This is a genomic window from Phocaeicola sp. GP0067 (assembly GCF_031119655.1).
Classification (GTDB): Bacteria; Bacteroidota; Bacteroidia; order Bacteroidales; family Bacteroidaceae; genus Phocaeicola; species Phocaeicola vulgatus.
Genome location: NZ_JAVHZY010000040.1, coordinates 1 through 19,513 on the forward strand (window position 1 = coordinate 1; position 19,513 = coordinate 19,513).

General features: G+C 43.5%; 19 protein-coding genes, 1 tRNA gene and 1 riboswitch. Of the genes, 11 read left to right on the plus strand and 9 right to left on the minus strand.

What is annotated here, in order from left to right; translation table 11 throughout:
• Positions 1-2: 2 nt before the first annotated feature.
• The 3 genes from RE317_RS19530 to RE317_RS19540 form a co-directional block, all read right to left on the minus strand.
• A tRNA-Gly gene (locus RE317_RS19530) sits at positions 3-75 on the minus strand.
• A gap of 173 nt (positions 76-248) precedes the next feature.
• On the minus strand, positions 249-1,412 hold the full coding sequence (nspC, locus tag RE317_RS19535; protein ID WP_005852747.1) for a carboxynorspermidine decarboxylase: 1,164 nt from the start codon (positions 1,410-1,412) through the stop codon (positions 249-251).
• 32 nt (positions 1,413-1,444) lie between these two features.
• The gene (locus tag RE317_RS19540) at positions 1,445-3,835 is read right to left on the minus strand and encodes an ATP-dependent helicase (protein ID WP_008668272.1); all 2,391 of its coding nucleotides are present in this window, start codon (positions 3,833-3,835) and stop codon (positions 1,445-1,447) included.
• A 108-nt stretch (positions 3,836-3,943) separates the two neighbouring features.
• On the opposite strand from RE317_RS19540, the gene RE317_RS19545 reads away from it, so the two are divergent.
• The 9 genes from RE317_RS19545 to RE317_RS19585 all read left to right on the plus strand — a co-directional run bounded on the left by RE317_RS19545 (position 3,944) and on the right by RE317_RS19585 (position 11,359).
• Complete coding sequence (locus RE317_RS19545) at positions 3,944-4,561, plus strand: superoxide dismutase (protein ID WP_005852751.1); 618 nt, start codon at positions 3,944-3,946, stop codon at positions 4,559-4,561.
• Between the two features lie 220 nt (positions 4,562-4,781).
• Positions 4,782-4,885: riboswitch (TPP riboswitch) on the plus strand.
• 61 nt (positions 4,886-4,946) lie between these two features.
• Complete coding sequence (gene thiS, locus RE317_RS19550; protein WP_005852752.1) at positions 4,947-5,147, plus strand: sulfur carrier protein ThiS; 201 nt, start codon at positions 4,947-4,949, stop codon at positions 5,145-5,147.
• Positions 5,137-5,763 carry a thiamine phosphate synthase gene (locus RE317_RS19555; RefSeq protein ID WP_005845963.1) on the plus strand — a complete coding sequence of 209 codons (627 nt, stop codon included), beginning with the start codon at positions 5,137-5,139 and terminating at the stop codon, positions 5,761-5,763. Before thiS ends, RE317_RS19555 begins: the two co-directional genes overlap by 11 nt.
• A gap of 17 nt (positions 5,764-5,780) precedes the next feature.
• On the plus strand, positions 5,781-6,554 hold the full coding sequence (locus RE317_RS19560) for a thiazole synthase (RefSeq protein ID WP_005852753.1): 774 nt from the start codon (positions 5,781-5,783) through the stop codon (positions 6,552-6,554).
• 8 nt (positions 6,555-6,562) lie between these two features.
• Positions 6,563-8,263: a phosphomethylpyrimidine synthase ThiC gene (gene thiC, locus RE317_RS19565; RefSeq protein ID WP_005852754.1), complete on the plus strand. Its 1,701-nt coding sequence runs from the start codon at positions 6,563-6,565 to the stop codon at positions 8,261-8,263.
• Between the two features lie 21 nt (positions 8,264-8,284).
• Positions 8,285-8,800: a hypothetical protein gene (locus RE317_RS19570; protein WP_005852755.1), complete on the plus strand. Its 516-nt coding sequence runs from the start codon at positions 8,285-8,287 to the stop codon at positions 8,798-8,800.
• Positions 8,800-9,372: a flavodoxin family protein gene (locus RE317_RS19575; RefSeq protein ID WP_005852757.1), complete on the plus strand. Its 573-nt coding sequence runs from the start codon at positions 8,800-8,802 to the stop codon at positions 9,370-9,372. Before RE317_RS19570 ends, RE317_RS19575 begins: the two co-directional genes overlap by 1 nt.
• Positions 9,373-9,457: 85 nt before the next feature.
• Complete coding sequence (thiH, locus tag RE317_RS19580) at positions 9,458-10,588, plus strand: 2-iminoacetate synthase ThiH (protein ID WP_005845953.1); 1,131 nt, start codon at positions 9,458-9,460, stop codon at positions 10,586-10,588.
• A 78-nt stretch (positions 10,589-10,666) separates the two neighbouring features.
• The gene (locus RE317_RS19585) at positions 10,667-11,359 is read left to right on the plus strand and encodes a HesA/MoeB/ThiF family protein (RefSeq protein ID WP_005845950.1); all 693 of its coding nucleotides are present in this window, start codon (positions 10,667-10,669) and stop codon (positions 11,357-11,359) included.
• Positions 11,360-11,471: 112 nt separating this feature from the next.
• On the opposite strand, the gene RE317_RS19590 is transcribed toward RE317_RS19585, so the two are convergent.
• On the minus strand, positions 11,472-12,596 hold the full coding sequence (locus RE317_RS19590; protein ID WP_008781587.1) for a glutathionylspermidine synthase family protein: 1,125 nt from the start codon (positions 12,594-12,596) through the stop codon (positions 11,472-11,474).
• 12 nt (positions 12,597-12,608) lie between these two features.
• Positions 12,609-12,962 carry a hypothetical protein gene (locus RE317_RS19595; RefSeq protein ID WP_005845946.1) on the minus strand — a complete coding sequence of 118 codons (354 nt, stop codon included), beginning with the start codon at positions 12,960-12,962 and terminating at the stop codon, positions 12,609-12,611.
• 219 nt (positions 12,963-13,181) lie between these two features.
• Between RE317_RS19595 and RE317_RS19600 the strand changes: the two genes are divergently transcribed.
• Positions 13,182-13,790 carry a thiamine phosphate synthase gene (locus tag RE317_RS19600; protein WP_005845944.1) on the plus strand — a complete coding sequence of 203 codons (609 nt, stop codon included), beginning with the start codon at positions 13,182-13,184 and terminating at the stop codon, positions 13,788-13,790.
• A gap of 164 nt (positions 13,791-13,954) precedes the next feature.
• Complete coding sequence (locus RE317_RS19605) at positions 13,955-14,893, plus strand: ribose-phosphate pyrophosphokinase (RefSeq protein WP_005845942.1); 939 nt, start codon at positions 13,955-13,957, stop codon at positions 14,891-14,893.
• 129 nt (positions 14,894-15,022) lie between these two features.
• Here the strand turns inward: RE317_RS19605 and RE317_RS19610 are convergent, their stop codons facing one another.
• From RE317_RS19610 to potA, 4 genes are read right to left on the minus strand one after another with little or no spacing between them, the layout of a single operon-like run.
• Positions 15,023-16,357: an ABC transporter substrate-binding protein gene (locus RE317_RS19610; RefSeq protein WP_165854379.1), complete on the minus strand. Its 1,335-nt coding sequence runs from the start codon at positions 16,355-16,357 to the stop codon at positions 15,023-15,025.
• A 3-nt stretch (positions 16,358-16,360) separates the two neighbouring features.
• Positions 16,361-17,152, minus strand: a complete 792-nt coding sequence (locus tag RE317_RS19615) for an ABC transporter permease (protein ID WP_005839542.1) — start codon at positions 17,150-17,152, stop codon at positions 16,361-16,363.
• Positions 17,146-17,943 (minus strand): ABC transporter permease, encoded by a 798-nt coding sequence (locus RE317_RS19620; RefSeq protein WP_005839541.1) that lies wholly within the window; start codon positions 17,941-17,943, stop codon positions 17,146-17,148. The genes RE317_RS19615 and RE317_RS19620 overlap by 7 nt, the downstream gene beginning before the upstream one ends.
• A 12-nt stretch (positions 17,944-17,955) precedes the next feature.
• The gene (gene potA, locus RE317_RS19625) at positions 17,956-19,344 is read right to left on the minus strand and encodes a polyamine ABC transporter ATP-binding protein (protein WP_117873951.1); all 1,389 of its coding nucleotides are present in this window, start codon (positions 19,342-19,344) and stop codon (positions 17,956-17,958) included.
• Positions 19,345-19,513: the final 169 nt, after the last annotated feature.

Consider the following 19,513-nt stretch of genomic DNA (forward strand, 5'->3'; position numbering starts at 1 on the left):
TGAGCGGAAAACGAGACTCGAACTCGCGACCCTAACCTTGGCAAGGTTATGCTCTACCAACTGAGCTATTTCCGCAATTTCCGCTTTCGGTTTTAACTATTTCCCAGCTGTTTCCCGATTGCGGATGCAAAGGTAGTGCTTTTTTCTAAACTTCCAAAAATTTTCTATACTTTTTATAGTACTTTTATTACATTATTTCATCAAACTCCTCATAGTCAATATAAAACAAAAGTTTTTTTTACTTACTATCAAGACATACGGTCACGATAATCCTCATATCGGAAGTCTTTATATACTTCCAATGTATTATCTGTATGCCAAATAGCAATAGAAGGGTGATGGATTCCATTAAACATGTTTGTTTTTACCATAGTGTAATGAATCATATCTTCCAAAACAATGCGTTCTCCTATCTGTAACGGATGGTCAAAACACCAGCTACCCATATAGTCGCCACTTAAGCAACTGTTTCCACCCAAACGGTAAACATTCTCTTCCGTTAAAGCTGTTTTTATCGCATCGACTGGTAAAGTTTTGGCACCACGCACTGCCGGCTGATAAGGCATTTCAAGACAGTCGGGCATGTGACAAGTAAAGCTAACGTCCAAAATCGCGGTTTTTATCCCCCGGTTTTCCACTATATCGACAACAGAAGCTACCAAAGGTCCGGTCTGCCAAGTAAAAGCCGAACCCGGTTCTAAAATAATCTCCAAATGAGGATAACGGGCTTTCAAGTTTTTTAATAAAGAAATAAGATGCTCCGTATCATAATCTTTACGTGTCATCAAGTGTCCCCCTCCCAAATTCAACCATTTTATTTGTGGAAACCAAGAAGCAAACTTCTCTTCTATGTGCTGCAAAGTATGCTCTAATTCATAAGAACTGGATTCACAATGACAATGACAATGGAAGCCCTCGATGCCCTCCGGTAAAGTTTCAGGAAGCAAATCGGCCGTCACCCCAAAACGCGTACCGGGAGCACAAGGATTATAAAGTTCCACCTCTACTTCCGAATATTCAGGATTGATGCGGATACCACAGGTTATCTTTTCTCCAAAGGCCTCAACCATAGGATAAAAACGCCGGAACTGACTGAAAGAATTAAAGGTTATATGACTGCTGCATCGCATGATAACCGGAAAATCAGTATCCGTATACGCCGGAGAATAAGTATGGGCCTTACTGCCAAATTCTTCATACGCCAAACGGGCTTCATATACGGAACTGGCTGTAGTATAACGAATGTATTCCCTGAAAATGGGGAATGATTTCCACATGGCAAAAGACTTGAAAGCCAAGATGATCTCAACTCCGGCTCGGTCTGCCACACTCTTTATCAAACTCAGATTCTTTCTGAGCAATGCTTCATCCATTACATAGCATGGAGAAGGTACTTTATGGATATCTATCATTTTTGTATCAGAATTCTATTAAAATATTTATTCTATTCCACAACTTTGAATCGGGCAAATTTCAGTAATAATTGTTTTTCTCCGGCATTCCGGAAACGGACAGTCGCTTTGCTGTTCTCACCAATTCCTTCCACCTTTATCACATCGCCTATTCCAAAACGCTCATGCTCTATCACCTGCCCTGCCTGTACATTCACCGGCAAGTTTCTCGCTGCGGACGGCTTTGAGACCGTTTCCGGACCAACCTTGGTCAAATTACGTGGTATACTGGGACGAATAATCTCAACTTTCGGTCTTTCTCCAACTAAAAATGTTTTCTGACCACCAGAGATGTTCGATGAAGAACGCCCGTAAGAAGACTGAGAAGCAGGTTCGTCAAACAAGGAACGAGCCGCACGTTCATTTTGCTCACGACAGAAACGGCTGGCTCTCTCGTCTATTCTCCGGGCCATCTGTTCCTCCTGAGGTAACTTCAGGAAATGTACATCAATATCTTTCAAGAAACGGCTAGGGCTACTGAACTCCATCTTTCCATATTTAAACCGACTCTTGGCAAAAGACAAATAGCAATGCTCTTCGGCACGTGTAATCGCCACATAAAACAAGCGGCGCTCCTCTTCCAGCTCCTTATACGAATTGAGTGACAAAGCACTGGGAAACAAGTTCTCTTCCATCCCAACTACAAAGACGTTTTTAAACTCCAAGCCTTTAGCAGAGTGAATGGTCATCAAGGTAATCTTCTCGGCATCCCCCTCTTTCTCGTTATCCTGGTCTGTCAACAGAGAAACCTCCGACAGAAAATCCGTCAACAGGATGTTTTCATTCCCTTCTTCTTCACGGGTTGCACAAAAATCGTGCATACCGTTTATCAGTTCTTCAATATTCTCCTGACGGCTCAGATTTTCAGGATCATTGCTCTGATAAATCTCATTCATAATGCCGGATTGACGAACAATCATTGCTCCCAATTCGTATGCATTCTTCTTCGGGACCTCCACTATAAAACTTTCTACCAGTTCACGAAACCCCTGTAATTTAGTATGCATACCCTTGTTAATATTCAAGCCGTATGCCAACGGCTCTTCCAAAACCATCCAAAGACTGACATGATGCTGTGCAGCCGCATCAATGACCTTGTTCAACGTAGTATCCCCGATTCCTCGCGCCGGATAATTCAACACCCGCTTAAAAGCCTCCTCATCATTCGGATTTACCGCCAGACGGAAGTAAGATATAACGTCTTTAATCTCCTTGCGTTGATAAAAAGAAAGTCCTCCGTAAATCTTATAAGGTAGAGCACGCTTCCGCAAAGCCTCCTCAAAAATACGGCTCTGAGCATTTGTACGGTATAAAATAGCAAAATCATTATAAGAATAATGTTCCCGCGAACGCAGTTTCACAATCTGGTTGGCAACAATCTCCCCTTCCTCCACATCACTGTAGGCATTGAAAACTCCGATAGGCTCCCCTTTCGCTTTTTCCGAAAATACCTCCTTCCTTATCTGCTCGCTATTTTTCTCTATCAAACTGTTTGCCGCGCATACAATGGTCTGGGTAGAACGATAGTTCTGCTCCAATTTAAAAAGCTTGGCTCCCTTATACAGCTGAGTAAATTTCAATATATTGTCAATATTAGCCCCTCGGAAGGAATAAATACTTTGTGCATCATCCCCCACTACGCATACACGCTGATGTTCTTGGGTAAGCTGAAGCACAATGCTGTGTTGCGCAAAATTAGTATCCTGATACTCATCCACCAGCACATAACGGAACTGCTCCGCATACTTACGGCAAATTTCGGGATGATCGCGGAATAACATATAAGTATAAACCAACAAATCATCAAAATCCATCGCATCGCTTTGGCGACAACGTTCCCAATATCGTCGGTAAATATCACGGGTAGCGGGTACTTTGGCATTCAGATCATACTGATAAAGCTCTGCGTTCGAAACATATGCATCGGGAAAAACCAAGTGGTTTTTCGCATTGCTGATACGCGCCTGTATCACCCCCGGTTTATAGGTTTTATCATCCAATTGCATTTCTTTTACAATAGACTTGATCAAACTCTTCGAATCTGAAGAATCATAGATGGTAAAATTGGAGGTAAAGCCGACAGCCTGTGCCTCACACCGCAGGATACGCGAAAAAATGGAATGGAACGTTCCCATCCATAAATAGCGTGCCTGATCGCCCACCTGACGGGCTATACGCTCTTTCATTTCACGAGCAGCCTTATTGGTAAAAGTCAATGCCAGAATAGACCAAGGAGTATATCCCCGCTCCAGTAAATAAGCTATTTTATAAGTCAGTACGCGTGTCTTCCCCGAACCTGCTCCGGCTATCACCAAAGAGGGACCTTCGTTGTAAAGCACCGCATTGCGCTGACTTTCATTCAATTCTTCTAAATAGTTCGTCATAAATTTCACCTTTCGCCCGCAAAGATAGAGAAAGTTTGAGTTTATCAGAACAATTCTATGCTCAATAATGTTATTATGATAGAAGTTTAATTAAAACCTCGACTAAAAATGAATATATTATTAACCACTTTAATTTCATTAGTTATGACTTACGAAATGCCCAAACTCCCGTATGCAAACAACGGACTCGAACCTGTAATCAGTCAGGCTACTATAGACTACCATTATGGCAAGCACTTACAAACATACGTAAACAATTTGAACTCTTTGGTTCCGAGTACAGAATTTGAAGGAAAGACCGTAGAGGAAATTGTTGCATCAGCTCCCGACGGAGCGATATTCAACAACGCCGGACAAGTATTGAACCATACATTATATTTCCTTCAGTTCACCCCCAAACCCAACAAGCATGAACCGTCCGGCAAATTGGCAGAAGCCATCAACCGGGACTTCGGAAGCTTTGAAAACTTCAAGAAAGAATTCAACGCCGCTTCCACAGGACTGTTTGGTTCGGGCTGGGCTTGGCTTTCTATAGACAAGCAAGGAAAACTACATATCACCAAAGAGCCAAATGGAAGCAACCCGTGGCGTGCAGGCCTGAAACCATTGCTGGGTTTCGATGTATGGGAACATGCTTACTATTTGGATTACCAGAACCGCCGTGCAGATCATGTGAACAAGTTATGGGAAATCATTGACTGGGATGTAGTAGAAAAACGTCTATAAAAGAACCCTTAACTATACATCATAATAAAGCTGCCTCGCACCCTATTCATTCAGGGAGCGGGGCAATCTGCTTTAAGATGCAAAGATACAGCAGATATGCATTCATCCTTTTACAAGAATAAACAAGCATAATGCAAGATAATCATAAAAAAACATTCTTCCACAAAAAATAAAGCAGTCTGTTGTAGCATTATTCATTTCTTTCCCATATCTTTGCCATCGTAAAACAAAGGGGTGCCCCACGTAAACAGCGGACGGGCTGAGATTATACCCTGTGAACCTGATGCGGTTAGTACCGCCGAAGGGATTGTTACTTCTTACCTCATACCATCCGGTCAAAAAGCAACTCTTTGTATTTACAAGTAAATTCATAAACTGATATAGTATGAAACTGACAGTAAACAGCAAAGAAACCGAAGTAAAGGACGGATGCACCATAGCCGAACTTTCCACCTTTCTGGCACTTCCTGAGAAAGGTATCGCCATAGCGGTAAACAACCGGATGGTTCCCCGTATAGAGTGGGAGAAATGTGTGTTACACCCCAATGACAGTCTGGTAGTCATTAAAGCTGCATGTGGAGGATAAGACCGTGGAACTTCAATTCATCACTCACTTCACCGACACATATTCCTATTATGATTCCGCACGCATGGCCTTGGAAGGCGGTTGCCGCTGGATCCAGCTACGCATGAAAGACACTCCGGTTGACGAAGTGGAACGGGAAGCCATACGCCTGCAAGGCTTATGCAAAGACTATGGAGCGACATTTATCATAGACGACCACGTGGAGTTAGTTAAGAAAATTCATGCTGACGGAGTGCATTTAGGAAAAAAGGACATGCCCGTAGCCGAAGCACGGGGAATATTAGGAAAAGAATTCATCATCGGAGGCACCGCCAATACATTTGACGATGTAAAGATGCATTACAAAGCCGGAGCTGACTACATCGGCTGTGGCCCGTTCCGTTTTACTACTACAAAAAAGGATCTCTCTCCAGTGCTGGGACTGGAAGGCTACCGTTCCATTATTCTGCAAATGAAAGAGGCAAATATCCATTTGCCCATCGTTGCTATCGGGGGAATTACTTTGGAAGATATCCCTTCCATCATGGAAACGGGAATCACCGGTATTGCCTTGAGCGGAACCATACTCCGGGCGAAAGACCCGGTAGCGGAAACTAAACGAATCATGAATTTATAATAAAATCACAAAATACAATGAAGAAACTGATTATAGCTGGAAAAGAATTTAATTCCCGTTTATTCCTGGGAACCGGTAAATTCAATTCAAACACCGTAATGGAAGAAGCCATTCTGGCATCAGGGTGTGAAATGGTAACCGTAGCCATGAAACGCATTGAACTGGACGATAAGGAAGATGATATGCTGAAACATATCATTCACCCCCACATACAGCTATTGCCCAATACCTCCGGTGTGCGCACAGCCGAAGAAGCCGTCTTTGCCGCACAAATGGCCCGCGAGGCCTTTGGCACCAACTGGCTGAAACTGGAAATTCATCCCGATCCGCGCTACTTGTTGCCAGATTCTACCGAAACATTGAAAGCAACCGAGGAACTAGTCAAACTAGGTTTCGTCGTATTGCCCTATTGCCAGGCAGATCCTACATTATGCAAACGGCTGGAAGAGGCAGGAGCAGCAACCGTCATGCCGCTTGCCGCCCCCATCGGGACAAACAAAGGCTTGCAGACACGTGACTTCCTGCGCATCATTATCGAACAAGCTTCCGTTCCTGTGGTAGTAGACGCCGGAATAGGCGCCCCCAGCCATGCCACCGAAGCGATGGAAATGGGTGCGGACGCCTGTCTGGTCAATACAGCCATCGCAGTAGCCGGCCAACCGGTAGAAATGGCAATAGCCTTCAAGGAAGCTGTCATTGCCGGACGCCGCGCCTATGAAGCAGGCTTAGGAGCAGTAGGACAGAACTTGATCGCATCCGCCTCATCCCCTTTAACTTCATTCTTAGATTAAACAGAAATATGATAGACAAAAAGCAAGATAAAAAAGCATACGCTCATGCAGAAAAGGCATATATGCAAGGAACCCTGTTCCCATACATCAAAGTAGGAATGCAGAAAGTAAACCTGACTCCTACTGTGAACATAGTGAACGGTGAAAAGGTAACAACGCCCAATGCTCCTGTTTATATTTATGACACCAGTGGTCCGTTCAGTGATCCCAATATGGAAATCGATCTGAAAAAAGGACTTCCCCGTATGCGCGAAAGCTGGATTATTGGACGGGGAGACGTGGAAAAACTGCCCTCCATTACCTCAGAATACGGAAAGATGCGCCGTGACGATAAAAGTCTGGACCACCTGCGCTTTGAACACATCGCCCTGCCCTATCGTGCCAAAGCCGGAAAGGCCATCACACAAATGGCATACGCCAAAGCCGGCATAGTTACACCGGAAATGGAATATGTAGCCATCCGTGAAAACATGAATTGCCGGGAACTGGGCATCGACACCTTTATCACCCCTGAATTCGTGCGTGATGAAATAGCCGCAGGGCGTGCCGTACTTCCCGCCAATATCAACCACCCCGAAAGCGAGCCTATGATTATCGGCAGGAACTTTTTAGTGAAGATCAACACGAACATCGGAAACTCCGCCACTACTTCCTCCATTGACGAAGAGGTGGAAAAAGCCGTGTGGAGCTGCAAATGGGGAGGTGATACCCTGATGGATCTCTCGACCGGCGATAACATTCACGAAACACGCGAATGGATTGTCCGCAACTGTCCTGTCCCCGTAGGTACCGTACCTATTTATCAGGCATTAGAGAAAGTAAACGGTAAAGTAGAGAATCTGAATTGGGAGATTTATAAAGATACATTAATCGAACAATGCGAACAAGGAGTGGACTACTTTACCATCCATGCCGGAATACGCCGCCAGAATGTACATCTGGCCGACAAACGTCTGTGTGGCATCGTAAGCCGCGGAGGCAGCATCATGAGCAAGTGGTGTCTGGTACATGACAAGGAAAGTTTCTTATATGAGCATTTTGATGACATCTGTGATATTCTGGCACAATACGATGTAGCCGTATCCTTGGGTGACGGACTTCGTCCGGGCTGTATCGCTGACGCTAATGACGAGGCACAGTTTGCCGAACTGGATACCATGGGTGAACTTGTACTCCGAGCATGGAACAAAAACGTACAGGCATTCATTGAAGGACCGGGACATGTACCTTTGCATAAAATCAAAGAAAACATGGAACGCCAGATCTCTCACTGTCACAACGCACCGTTCTACACCCTCGGTCCGCTGGTAACGGACATCGCTCCGGGATATGACCATATCACTTCGGCCATCGGTGCCGCACAAATCGGCTGGTTAGGCACTGCCATGCTATGTTATGTCACCCCGAAAGAACATCTGGGATTGCCCAACAAAGAAGATGTACGCATAGGTGTCATCACTTACAAGATTGCTGCCCATGCTGCCGATCTAGCGAAAGGGCATCCAGGCGCACAGATCCGCGACAATGCTTTAAGCAAGGCACGTTATGAATTCCGTTGGCGCGACCAGTTCCATCTGAGTCTGGATCCCGACCGCGCTTTGGAATACTTCAATGAAGGCCGCCATACGGACGGTGAGTACTGTACCATGTGCGGACCCAACTTCTGCGCTATGAAACTGAGCCGCGACTTGAAGAACGTGGGTAATTAAACAACTGACTTTGTAAAAACTATGGAAGATTTCAAGAAAGCACTTGAAGGAACTTTAGGAAGAAAACACATAGACAACATAGTAGATCAAGTGGCCAGCTCCCCCGACCGCTTTGATGCTCTTTATACTCTAACGCAGCATGAAGAAACAAGGATAGCCTGGCGTGCCACTTGGGCTTGTGAAAAACTGAGTCTCCTCCTTCCTTCCCTATTGATGGATAAAAGGGAGGAATTGATGTTACGGGCCATGCAATGCCCCCACGATGGAACAAGACGCCTGCTACTGAATATCCTTCATCATCTTCCTGTCCCGAAGCCTGTCAACGCAGCTTTCTTCGATTTCTGCCTTCAAGGCATGCTATCTTCTGCCGAAAGCGCATCCGGACAAGCCGTCTGCATGAAACTTGCCTACGACATCTGCCTGGAAGAACCGGAACTGACAGGAGAGCTGAAAGCATATCTGGAAAATATGGAACCGGAATACTATACGGTTGCAGTGCAATGTGTCCGCAACAACATCCTAAAAAAAATAAGGTAATGAAGATATTGATACTCAACGGAAGTCCTCGTTGCCAAGGACTTATCAGCCGAATGCTGGACATCATGGCCGAAGAAGCTCGCATACGTGGCGCCGAAGTGGAAGCAATATCCATCCATAAATTGCAGGTACGCCCCTGTACAGGATGCATGGCTTGCCGCAGCCGGCAGGCCTGTGTCCTACCCGAAGACGATGCGCAGCGCACGCTTCAAAAGATACAATGGGCAGACGTGCTGATTGTCGGATCACCCTGCTATTGGGGAAACATGAACGGACATCTGAAAGTAGTGTTCGACCGCATCGTGTACGGCATGATGGGAGAAAGTCCGAAAGGGATCCCCCAAGCGTTGCATAAAGGCAAGAAAGCAGTCATCGTAAGCACCTGCTCCACCCCATGGCCGTTCAATATCTGGTTTAACCAGACACGCGGTGTAGTAAAAGCGTTGCGCGAAATTCTGAAGTGGAGCGGATTCTCTATCAAAGGCGTTATCCAGAAGGGAGGAACGAAGCAACATCCCGAGCTGACGGAAAGCGACAAAAAGAAATGTAGAAAAATAATAAGAAACTTATAGCTTGAAACCTGTTTAAATGCCGAAAAAGTTTAAATAGGCTCTTATAGAAGCGAAATCATCTTATAGAACTATAACAAAAAAAATTATGTTTTCAGAAGAACTTGAAAAAATAGATTGGGAAGAAACCACCAAAACCATCTACTCCAAGACCGAAAGTGATGTGCTCCGCGCTCTTGGCAAGGAACATTGCGATGTGGACGACTTTATGGCGCTCATCTCCCCCGCAGCAGCAAAATACCTGGAGCCGATGGCGCAACTAAGCAAAAAATATACCGAAGAACGTTTCGGCAAAACCATCTCCATGTTTATACCGCTGTATATCACCAACTCCTGCACCAATTCTTGTGTGTATTGTGGTTTCCATATCAGCAACCCGATGGCACGTACCATCCTCACCCCCGAACAGATTGAAGATGAATACAAAGCCATCAAGAAACTGGGGCCTTTTGAGAACCTGTTACTGGTGACCGGAGAGAATCCGGCAAAAGCCGGAGTCCCTTATCTGGCTAAAGCTTTGGACATCGCCAAAAAATATTTCAGCAATCTGAAGATAGAGGTAATGCCCCTCAAAGCCGAAGAATATGCCGAACTGAAAGAACACGGACTGAATGGAGTCATTTGCTTTCAGGAAACTTATAACAAAGCCCGTTATAATATATATCACCCACGCGGGATGAAATCCAAATTCGAGTGGCGGGTAAACGGCTTCGACCGCATGGGTCAGGCAGGAGTCCACTCCATTGGCATGGGAGTACTTATCGGACTGGAAGAATGGCGCACCGATGTGACCATGATGGCTTATCACTTACGCTATCTTCAGAAAAAGTATTGGAAAACCAAATACAGTGTCAACTTCCCCCGTATGCGTCCGGCAGAAAACGGTGGTTTCCAGCCGAATGTCATCATGAATGATCGTGAGTTGGCACAGCTCACTTTTGCCATGCGTATTTTCGATCACGATGTAGATATCTCCTACTCCACTCGTGAACCGGCACAAATCCGCGACAACATGGCAGGGCTAGGAGTGACTACCATGAGTGCTGAAAGCAAAACTGAACCGGGGGGATACTATACCTATCCGCAAGCTTTGGAACAATTCCATGTAAGTGATGAGCGTACAGCCGTAGAAGTAGAACACGCACTGAAATCATTAGGAAGGGAGCCGGTATGGAAAGACTGGGATGTTTCTTTTGACAAGTTCACGCCAATACGATAGATTTTACCCATATTTTTAAAGGAATGGGGCTGTATAAATGATACAAAGCTCCTTTTTTTCAAATTAACAACAAACAAAGTGGAAAGATATAACCGTCAAATTATTCTCCCTGAATTGGGAGAAAAAGGACAACAACGGCTTCAGCAGGCCAAAGTGCTTATTGTCGGTGTAGGTGGTCTGGGATCTCCTGTTGCCTTGTACCTGACAGGAGCCGGAGTAGGTACCATCGGATTAATAGACGATGATGTGGTAAGTGTCAGCAACTTGCAACGTCAAGTACTTTATAGTGAAGCCGAGGTAGGCATGCCCAAAGCTATCCAAGCCAAGAAACGTCTTGAAGCCCTGAACCATGATGTACAAATCAATGCCTATCCCACAAGACTGACTAAAGAGAATGCGGATGAAATTATCCGTACCTACGACATCATTATAGATGGATGTGATAATTTCGCTACCCGCTATCTTATCAATGATATCTGTGTGAAATGGGGAAAAGTTTATGTATATGGTGCCATCCGTGCCTTCGAAGGTCAAGTATCCGTTTTCAATTACCAAGGAGGCCCCGATTACCGCCACTTTTTCCCCGACGAAACAGAAATGCTATCCATGCCCCATCCGCCCAAAGGAGTATTAGGTGTAACCCCCGGCATAATAGGTTGTGCCGAAGCTGCTGAAGTGTTGAAGATTATAGGTGAATATGGCGAAGTGTTAAGCGGCAAATTATGGACGATTAACGTAAAAACGATGGAAACCCATCTCATTTCTTTCTAGAGGAATCGAACCGACCCTATTCAAAAGACATTAATTCCTCAATTATGTGCCAACAGTCGAGGCATGACGACATCCGTCGTCCGGCATCGACCGGCACATGGATAGTTTGACTTTATCCTATAATATGTGGTACAAACTCGGACAAGTTATCTGTAACCTCCATACGATTTTCGCGAATACCGATGCCCGCAGCTTCTCCTCCTATAATCCAAGAACCAATAACTGGATATCTGCCACTGTACGCTGTCGGTTCCACATACTCCTGATATACATAAGCTCCAGTGTTATAATCACCCTCCGTTTCAGCTATACGTACATATTCCTCCCAATCCCGGATATCAACAACGCTTACATTATGACCTTCACGAGAGAAGACCGGTTTTTTACAAAACAATCCCGACCGAGGGCGCGACAAATAACAAGGAAGCACATAAGGAGAATCCGGAAACAACTCGTACAATGTGGCAAGGATCGCCTTATTGGACATCACCAATTTCCATATCGGCTCCAACCATTCCATTTCCGCTAGACATCCGTCAGGACTTTCGTCCACCATCCACTCCCACGGATAAAGTTTAAAGCACCGGTTCACTAGTTCACCTGCCGGATCAAAAAATCGTCCATTTTGCAAATCCAGCGCCTGCATATCCAATACTCGGGTAGAAAACCCAGCCTCCATCGCCGTACTTGCCAGATATTGCAACGTTCCTGTATCTTCATTATTCTCTAATGCACCAGCAAAATGAATCTCTCCTTTTTTGGGGAAAATATCTTTCCATGACTGCACCAATCCTTCATGAATACCATTAAACTGGTCGCATTCCGGAAAAACATCCTCTTTCCATTGCCATTGGATAACAGATGCTTCAAGCAAAGAAGTCGGTGTATCAGCATTGAACTCCAATATTTTCGGAGTACCATCCTTGGCTAATATAAAATCAAAACGACCATACAGACTTAACTCATCCGCATCCCAAGAAGCACGGATACGCTCACCAATCTCCTTCGGAATATTCAATGCACGCTCCATAAATTCCGGGTTATCTTCAATAATGAATTGAGCAGCCTCACAATACAGACGGTACGCCTCATTGGTTGCTTCCTCCAAACAGGCTGTTTCTTCAGCCGTAAAACGATAATACGCTTCCTCGCGCCAATAATCACCATGAAAATCAAAGCCCAGCGCTTCTATTTTCTCACGGTAGTCTGAACGTGGCGTAACAGGTATTCTTTTCATATCCGCTTCCTATTAACTATGAACACCGGATGAACGGCGTGTTTTCCCAAAAACACTTCCGCTCGATTTTGATTTTGTAGACGATTTTGCCCCCACATTCACTTTTGAAGGAGCATCCACTTTCATTCCGTTAGCATCTGTCCACGAATCAGATTTAGGATAATAATAATGTGTGGTAGAAAGTCCGTTGGCCATAGACGGCATTAATGCCCAACGCATTAGCATAGCGTTATAAATCCAACTGTTTCCCTGATGATCACGGTACTCTTCTTGATCTTTAGGATTCTCAGGCAATTCCGTTTTTTGCGTACATCCGGCAAGTGCCATCAAACAAAATGCGGCTGCAAGAAATTGTTTTTTATTCATAATTCTATCTATTCGTCTTGTTTTATTAGCGCAAAAGTAAATAAAAAACGCCTATTTCATACAGATACACACAGATTATTTAAAACTTTTCCATCGCATGAATCACTTTTTCGGGGAAAGTATCCCATTGATTTACAGGTTTATCAAAAATAAATCTATAAATCCACTAGGATTATTACAAATAGGTTGCTATCTTTGCTTAGCAATTAGTCATAAGGTATGAAGTTAATTCTAATAACGCCCCCCACTTATTTTGTGGAGGAAGATAAAATAATTACAGCTCTTTTCGAGGAGGGACTAGACACACTCCATCTGCGAAAGCCCGGTACAGCACCCATGTTTGCAGAACGTCTGCTAACCCTTATCCCCGAACAATATCACAAACGCATCGTGGTTCACGGACATTTTTATCTGAAAGAGGAATACAAACTGAAAGGAATTCACCTGAACGGTCGTAATCCGAACCTGCCGGAAGGATACAAAGGACATGTCAGTTGTTCTTGCCATTCGCTAGACGAAGTTAAAGAGCGCAAATCCAGTTGCGATTATGTCTTTCTGAGTCCGGTATTCAATAGCATATCCAAACTAAATTATAACTCGGCATACACCGCCGAAGAACTCCGTACCGCCGCCAAAGCAGGCATTATTGACAAAAAAGTCATAGCTTTGGGAGGCATTGACGAAGAAAACTTGCTGGAGGTAAAGGACTTTGGTTTCGGAGGAGCCGCCATATTGGGCGCCCTTTGGAATAAATTCGATGCGTGTACCGATCGCGATTATCGGTGCGTGATAGAACATTTCCGGAAATTAAGAGATTTAGCAGACTGATTTATCAAAATAATTTAGAATAGAAGCCTAAAAAACGAAGAATATGCTTCAAACCAAGCATATTACAATAATGAGAAGTTATTTTTAAATTTCTATTTTTAATTTCTAATTATAATACGTACCTTTGCACGCAAATTAACAAATAGGTAATATCTATTACAAAAATGAGCAAAACATCACCTTTTAGGGTATTCTCAGGAACAAATTCGAGATACCTTGCAGAAAAGATTTGCAACAGCCTCGGTTGCAAATTAGGAAACATGAACATCATGCATTTTGCTGATGGTGAGTTCGCTGTTTCTTATGAAGAATCAATTAGAGGCGCACATGTTTTTCTAGTTCAATCTACCTTTCCTAACTCTGACAACTTAATGGAACTGCTGCTAATGATTGATGCAGCTAAAAGAGCCTCTGCAAAAAGCATTGTAGCCGTTATTCCCTACTTTGGATGGGCACGTCAGGACAGAAAAGACAAACCTCGTGTTTCTATCGGTGCTAAACTGGTAGCCGATCTTCTGAGCGTAGCAGGCATCGACCGTTTAATCACAATGGATTTGCATGCCGATCAGATTCAAGGATTCTTTGATGTACCGGTAGACCACCTCTACGCTTCTGGCGTATTCCTGCCTTACATTGAATCATTGCAACTGGAAGACTTGGTAATCGCAACTCCGGACGTGGGTGGTTCAAAACGCGCCAGCACTTATTCCAAATATTTGGGTGTACCCTTGGTACTCTGCAACAAGACGCGCCTGAAAGCCAATGAAGTGGCCACCATGCAAATTATCGGTGATGTAAAAAATAAAAATGTCATCTTAATTGACGATATGGTAGATACAGCAGGTACTATTACCAAAGCTGCCGATATTATGAAAGAAGCGGGAGCTATTTCCGTCCGCGCTATCGCTTCTCACTGTGTAATGTCAGGTCCTGCATCCGAACGCGTTCAGAACTCCGGCTTGGAAGAAATGGTATTTACCGATAGTATTCCTTATGCTAACCGTTGCTCTAAAGTGAAGCAACTGACCATTGCTGATATGTTTGCTGAAACAATCCGCCGCGTGATGAATAATGAGTCTATCTCTTCACAATACATCATTTAATCTTTATATGATTATAGAAATAAAAGTCCGGACTTTCCCAAGTTCGGACTTTTATTTTAATTCTACCTAAAGATTGGATTCCCTAAATCGTTTTATCAGCAAGACTAAATGTTTCCTTCCCTTATAAAGTCATTTCTTTCTTCGATGATTCCTGCGACGATATTGAGCCTTTTCATGCTGATAACGCTGAAGTTTTCTATACACGGTGAATACTACCATAATCCCGGCAGATACCAGAATCACAATAACCACGCCTACCCCCAAATTATCCCCCTTTACACACGACCACATTTCCAAGACCAATTCGGTCTTGTCACCGGAATCACGAATCATGGCACAACGCTCCACCACTGTACGGTCAGGATACTGTACCTTATCTATTTGTATACTATCGGCAGCAGGACCGAAAAAATAGCTTAAATCTGCAAAGTAAGATAAAGTAGTATCTATTTTTGCCTCCAAAATCTCGGGAGTAGCAACGGCACTCACATAACCACAGGCGTCCATATTACGTAAAGCCACATCGGGACGGCATAAATAATTAATAAAATAACTGGCAGCCTTTTTATTTCTAGCATACTTAGGGATCACCCATCCGTCATACCACACATTACTTCCTTCCACCGGCACCTCATAGTCCAGATGGATGCCCACTCCTTCAGCCTCTTCTATCGCCCATACCGCATCCCCGCTCCAGGTCATGTTCAGCCATGCTTTACCTTTAGTCATCATTTCCTTGCCAAAATCAGCTTCCCAACCTGCTATCAAGGGTTTCATGGCTTTCAGATACTTCTCAACTGTATCGATGGATGCTTGCGAATAGTTGTTCATCAACTCCTCTACCGTAACCTTGCCTTTTTTCAAATCCTCGGCATTGGCATAAATCAATGCGGTACCATATGCATCACGATAACTTTCCTTCATCAGGATCTTGTTCTCATATTTCAGATTCCAAAGACTGGCCCAAGTCCTGGCATCTTCCGCTGGAACATGATCGGTATTAAAAAGGATACCTGCTGTTCCCCACATATAACCGATGGCATAATCTGAAGCACGATGCCCCGACCAGCTCAATTTATCCAATTGTTCACGGATATAAGGAGATTCATTATGCAGATAATTGGGGGTCTTTCCAAAAACGGTATCAATGGGAAGCAATAAACCTTTCCTCAGCATGCGCTCTATGATATACTCCGAAGGACAAACTACATCAAAATCTTCATGCCCGCGTTCTATCTTGGTCAACATGATTTCATTGATGTCAAAAGTCTGATAGACAATCCGAATATCTTCCCCCGTCTGTTCTTTGTACCACCGGGGAAATTCCGCCAACATATCCTCATCAATGTAATCGGCCCAATTATATATTTTCAGCACACTCTCACGAGGCTCTATGTTATAGCATCCGGTTAAAGAGAATAACGCGCACACACACACCATCAGCCATCTATTTATTTTCCTCATTTTTTATACCTCCTTTTTCTTGCCTGCACGGCGATTGATGATAACCAGCAATACCAGCACCAATACGAATATAATGGTAGAAAGCGGACGAAGTTCAGGGGTCAACCCTCCTTTCCGTGCATCCGCATAAATATAGGTGGAAAGAGTTTCAAGCCCTTCATTACCAATAGTAAATACAGTCACGGCAAAATCGTCAATGGACAAAGTCACCGCCAACATAAAACCTGAAATCATTCCCGGAAGAATCTCAGGAACAATCACCTTGCGGAGTGCCTGCATAGGAGTAGCCCCCAAGTCAAGCGCCGCCTCATAAATATTCGGATTCATCTGTTTCAAACGCGGCAACACACTTAACACCACATATGGAGTACAGAATGTGATATGTGCAAGCACTACAGTAGTATATCCTTGTGGAATACCCAAAGATACGAACAGCAAGAATAGAGATATACCAATAATAATATCTCCATTCAAAATAGGGATATTATTGACAAAACTGATTGCTTTACGGGCACGGGGACGAAGATTGAATATGCCGATTGCCGTAATACTGCCCAGCAAGGTGGATACGGTAGCTGCAATAAAGGCAATGCTCAAGGTATTGACCAAGGCATTTGTCAATGAATGATGTGTACCCGCAACAAATAGGGATGAATAGAGTTTGGTGGAAAACCCGGTCCAGTTGCCCAGCACCTTTGCTTCGGTAAACGAATAGATCATAATGATAAAAATAGGCGCATAAAGCAATAGCAGAAGCAGCCACAAATACCCCTGACACAAAATTTTCTTTACCATAGTCCGCCTCCTTCGTTATGATCCTTATCATCTGAAGCGAGCAAGGTTGTCGCACCAATAAGGAACAACATGATCAACGACAAGGCCGCCCCATAATTCCACATACTATTATTAATATTTTCCTGGATAGTAGTGCCAAATAATTTAATATTATTCATTGTCAATAATTCGGCAATAGCAAATGTGGAGATAGTAGGCATAAATACCATTAATATACCACTCACAATACCCGGCATAGACAGGGGCAACACAGCCTTGAAAAACACTTGCATGGGATTGGCGCCCAAATCTTGCGCCGCTTCCACATAACTTTTATCCAATTTCTGCAAAGTGTTGTAAATAGGATAAATCATAAAAGGCAAAAAATTATATACCATACCGAATATCAAAGCCCCCTCTCCTAAAGATACGTTCATAAAATCGAACAAGGCCACCGTAGCCAGTGTACGTATTAAAATATTCACCCACATGGGCAAAATAAACAATACCACCACTGTCGATGCATATTTCATCCGCGTCTGTGTCAGAATATAGGCAGCAGGATATCCCAATAAGATACATACCACTGTTGTGATAATGGCCACGCCAATAGAATAAACAAATGTGTTGATTGCCTCGGGATGGGCGAAAAATTTGGCAAAATTTCCCAATGTGAAATGCCCCGCATCATCCATAAATGCATAAACCACTATTAAAAGTAGCGGAAGAATAACAAATACCGCCGAAAATATCACGTAAGGAATAGTCCAACTTTTACGTGAAGACAAGAAAAATCGTATCGTTCTGAGCACCTCTTTTCTTTATTATGATTCTACAACCTGAGTTATTTTTATACTTTCGGGAAAGATGCTGATACCTACATGATCACCATTGTCCCATACATCATTGGTATCAACAAAAATATCCTCACCCCAGTCCGATGACACAGTGAGGTGATAATGATCTCCCTTATATAGGATAAAACGTACATCTCCGGTTAAAGTTCCATCCTCTTCATTATCCTGCAAAATGATATCCTTGAAATCTACCTGCACTTTTACTTTAGTTCCCGGCTCAATGTCAACCACTGGCAGACACTCAAACGTACATCCCAGAAATTCCACATGTGTTCCATCTGTCAGTTCTCCTTCAAACGTATTGCATACACGTTCTTTTTTCATAATATGGATATCAAAAGGTTTTATCAACAAACCTACCTGCTCACCCACAGCAAAATGATGATAGTCCTGTACAATAAATTCATAACCATTGGCCTCAACCACCATTTCATAATGCACACCTTTAAAGATGGATGAGGTTACGATACCTGAAATCTGTGAAGCATCCGAATCCGGAAAAATATACCAATCTTCAGGACGTACCACAACATCTACCGGCATATTTTCACCGAAACCTTCATCTACACATTCAAATTCCACTCCTGCAAAACGCACAAGCTTGTCCTGTATCATAGTTCCGTTCAGAATATTGCTCTCACCTATAAAATCAGCTACAAACGAATTGATGGGTTCGTTATAAATATCCACCGGTGTTCCGATCTGCTGTATTTTTCCTTCACTCATTACAACAATCGTGTCGCTCAGTGTTAAAGCTTCCTCTTGGTCATGCGTCACATAAATAAAAGTGATGCCCAATGTCTTATGCATCTCTTTTAATTCCATCTGCATATCTTTACGCATCTTCAAGTCCAAAGCAGCCAAAGGCTCATCCAGCAACAACACCTCCGGCTCATTGACAATAGCACGGGCTATGGCTACACGCTGTTGCTGCCCGCCTGACAAGGAATTCACATCCCGATACTCATAGTCCGTCATCCCTACCATACGAAGAGCAGCCTTTACTTTCTTCTCGATAGTCTGCTTAGAGATCTTTTTCAATTTCAATCCGAAGGCAATATTATCGAACACATTCAAATGAGGGAACAAAGCATACTTCTGGAACACAGTATTTACCGGACGCTTATGCGGAGGTGTCTGCGTGATCTCTTTTCCAGCTATCTTTATCTCGCCTTCCGAAGCAGTCTGAAAACCGGCAATCAAACGTAAAAGAGTTGTCTTTCCGCAACCGGAGGGTCCCAACACAGTTACAAACTCACCTTTTTTTACATATAAATTAATGTTATCCAAGACCATTTTATCACCAAAAAACTTGGAAACACCTTTTACCTCAATTATATAATTAGATTGTTGCATACTCATTTTGTAATTGAGTTGCAAAATTACGGTATTTTTCAAGAATGGAGGATATAAATAAAGTAATATTTATTCATCCGACTAATAATTTTCCATTGTGCGTACTATTTCTCTTCTCCCAGCAAAGTGAATGATAGGCTTTTGAGAAATTGTAAACAAAAAAATGAGA

Excerpts from the sequence above, each read along its gene's own strand:
- RE317_RS19560 (WP_005852753.1), top strand. The coding sequence starts at position 5,781 with ATGAAGAAACTGATTATAGCTGGAAAAGAATTTAATTCCCGTTTATTC.
- thiS (WP_005852752.1), top strand. The coding sequence starts at position 4,947 with ATGAAACTGACAGTAAACAGCAAAGAAACCGAAGTAAAGGACGGATGC.
- RE317_RS19610 (WP_165854379.1), bottom strand. The coding sequence starts at position 16,357 with ATGAGGAAAATAAATAGATGGCTGATGGTGTGTGTGTGCGCGTTATTC.
- RE317_RS19575 (WP_005852757.1), top strand. The coding sequence starts at position 8,800 with ATGAAGATATTGATACTCAACGGAAGTCCTCGTTGCCAAGGACTTATC.
- RE317_RS19540 (WP_008668272.1), bottom strand. The coding sequence starts at position 3,835 with ATGACGAACTATTTAGAAGAATTGAATGAAAGTCAGCGCAATGCGGTG.
- RE317_RS19595 (WP_005845946.1), bottom strand. The coding sequence starts at position 12,962 with ATGAATAAAAAACAATTTCTTGCAGCCGCATTTTGTTTGATGGCACTT.
- thiC (WP_005852754.1), top strand. The coding sequence starts at position 6,563 with ATGATAGACAAAAAGCAAGATAAAAAAGCATACGCTCATGCAGAAAAG.
- RE317_RS19570 (WP_005852755.1), top strand. The coding sequence starts at position 8,285 with ATGGAAGATTTCAAGAAAGCACTTGAAGGAACTTTAGGAAGAAAACAC.
- RE317_RS19545 (WP_005852751.1), top strand. The coding sequence starts at position 3,944 with ATGAATATATTATTAACCACTTTAATTTCATTAGTTATGACTTACGAA.
- potA (WP_117873951.1), bottom strand. The coding sequence starts at position 19,344 with ATGCAACAATCTAATTATATAATTGAGGTAAAAGGTGTTTCCAAGTTT.
- nspC (WP_005852747.1), bottom strand. The coding sequence starts at position 1,412 with ATGATAGATATCCATAAAGTACCTTCTCCATGCTATGTAATGGATGAA.
- RE317_RS19600 (WP_005845944.1), top strand. The coding sequence starts at position 13,182 with ATGAAGTTAATTCTAATAACGCCCCCCACTTATTTTGTGGAGGAAGAT.
- RE317_RS19615 (WP_005839542.1), bottom strand. The coding sequence starts at position 17,152 with ATGGTAAAGAAAATTTTGTGTCAGGGGTATTTGTGGCTGCTTCTGCTA.
- RE317_RS19590 (WP_008781587.1), bottom strand. The coding sequence starts at position 12,596 with ATGAAAAGAATACCTGTTACGCCACGTTCAGACTACCGTGAGAAAATA.
- thiH (WP_005845953.1), top strand. The coding sequence starts at position 9,458 with ATGTTTTCAGAAGAACTTGAAAAAATAGATTGGGAAGAAACCACCAAA.
- RE317_RS19605 (WP_005845942.1), top strand. The coding sequence starts at position 13,955 with ATGAGCAAAACATCACCTTTTAGGGTATTCTCAGGAACAAATTCGAGA.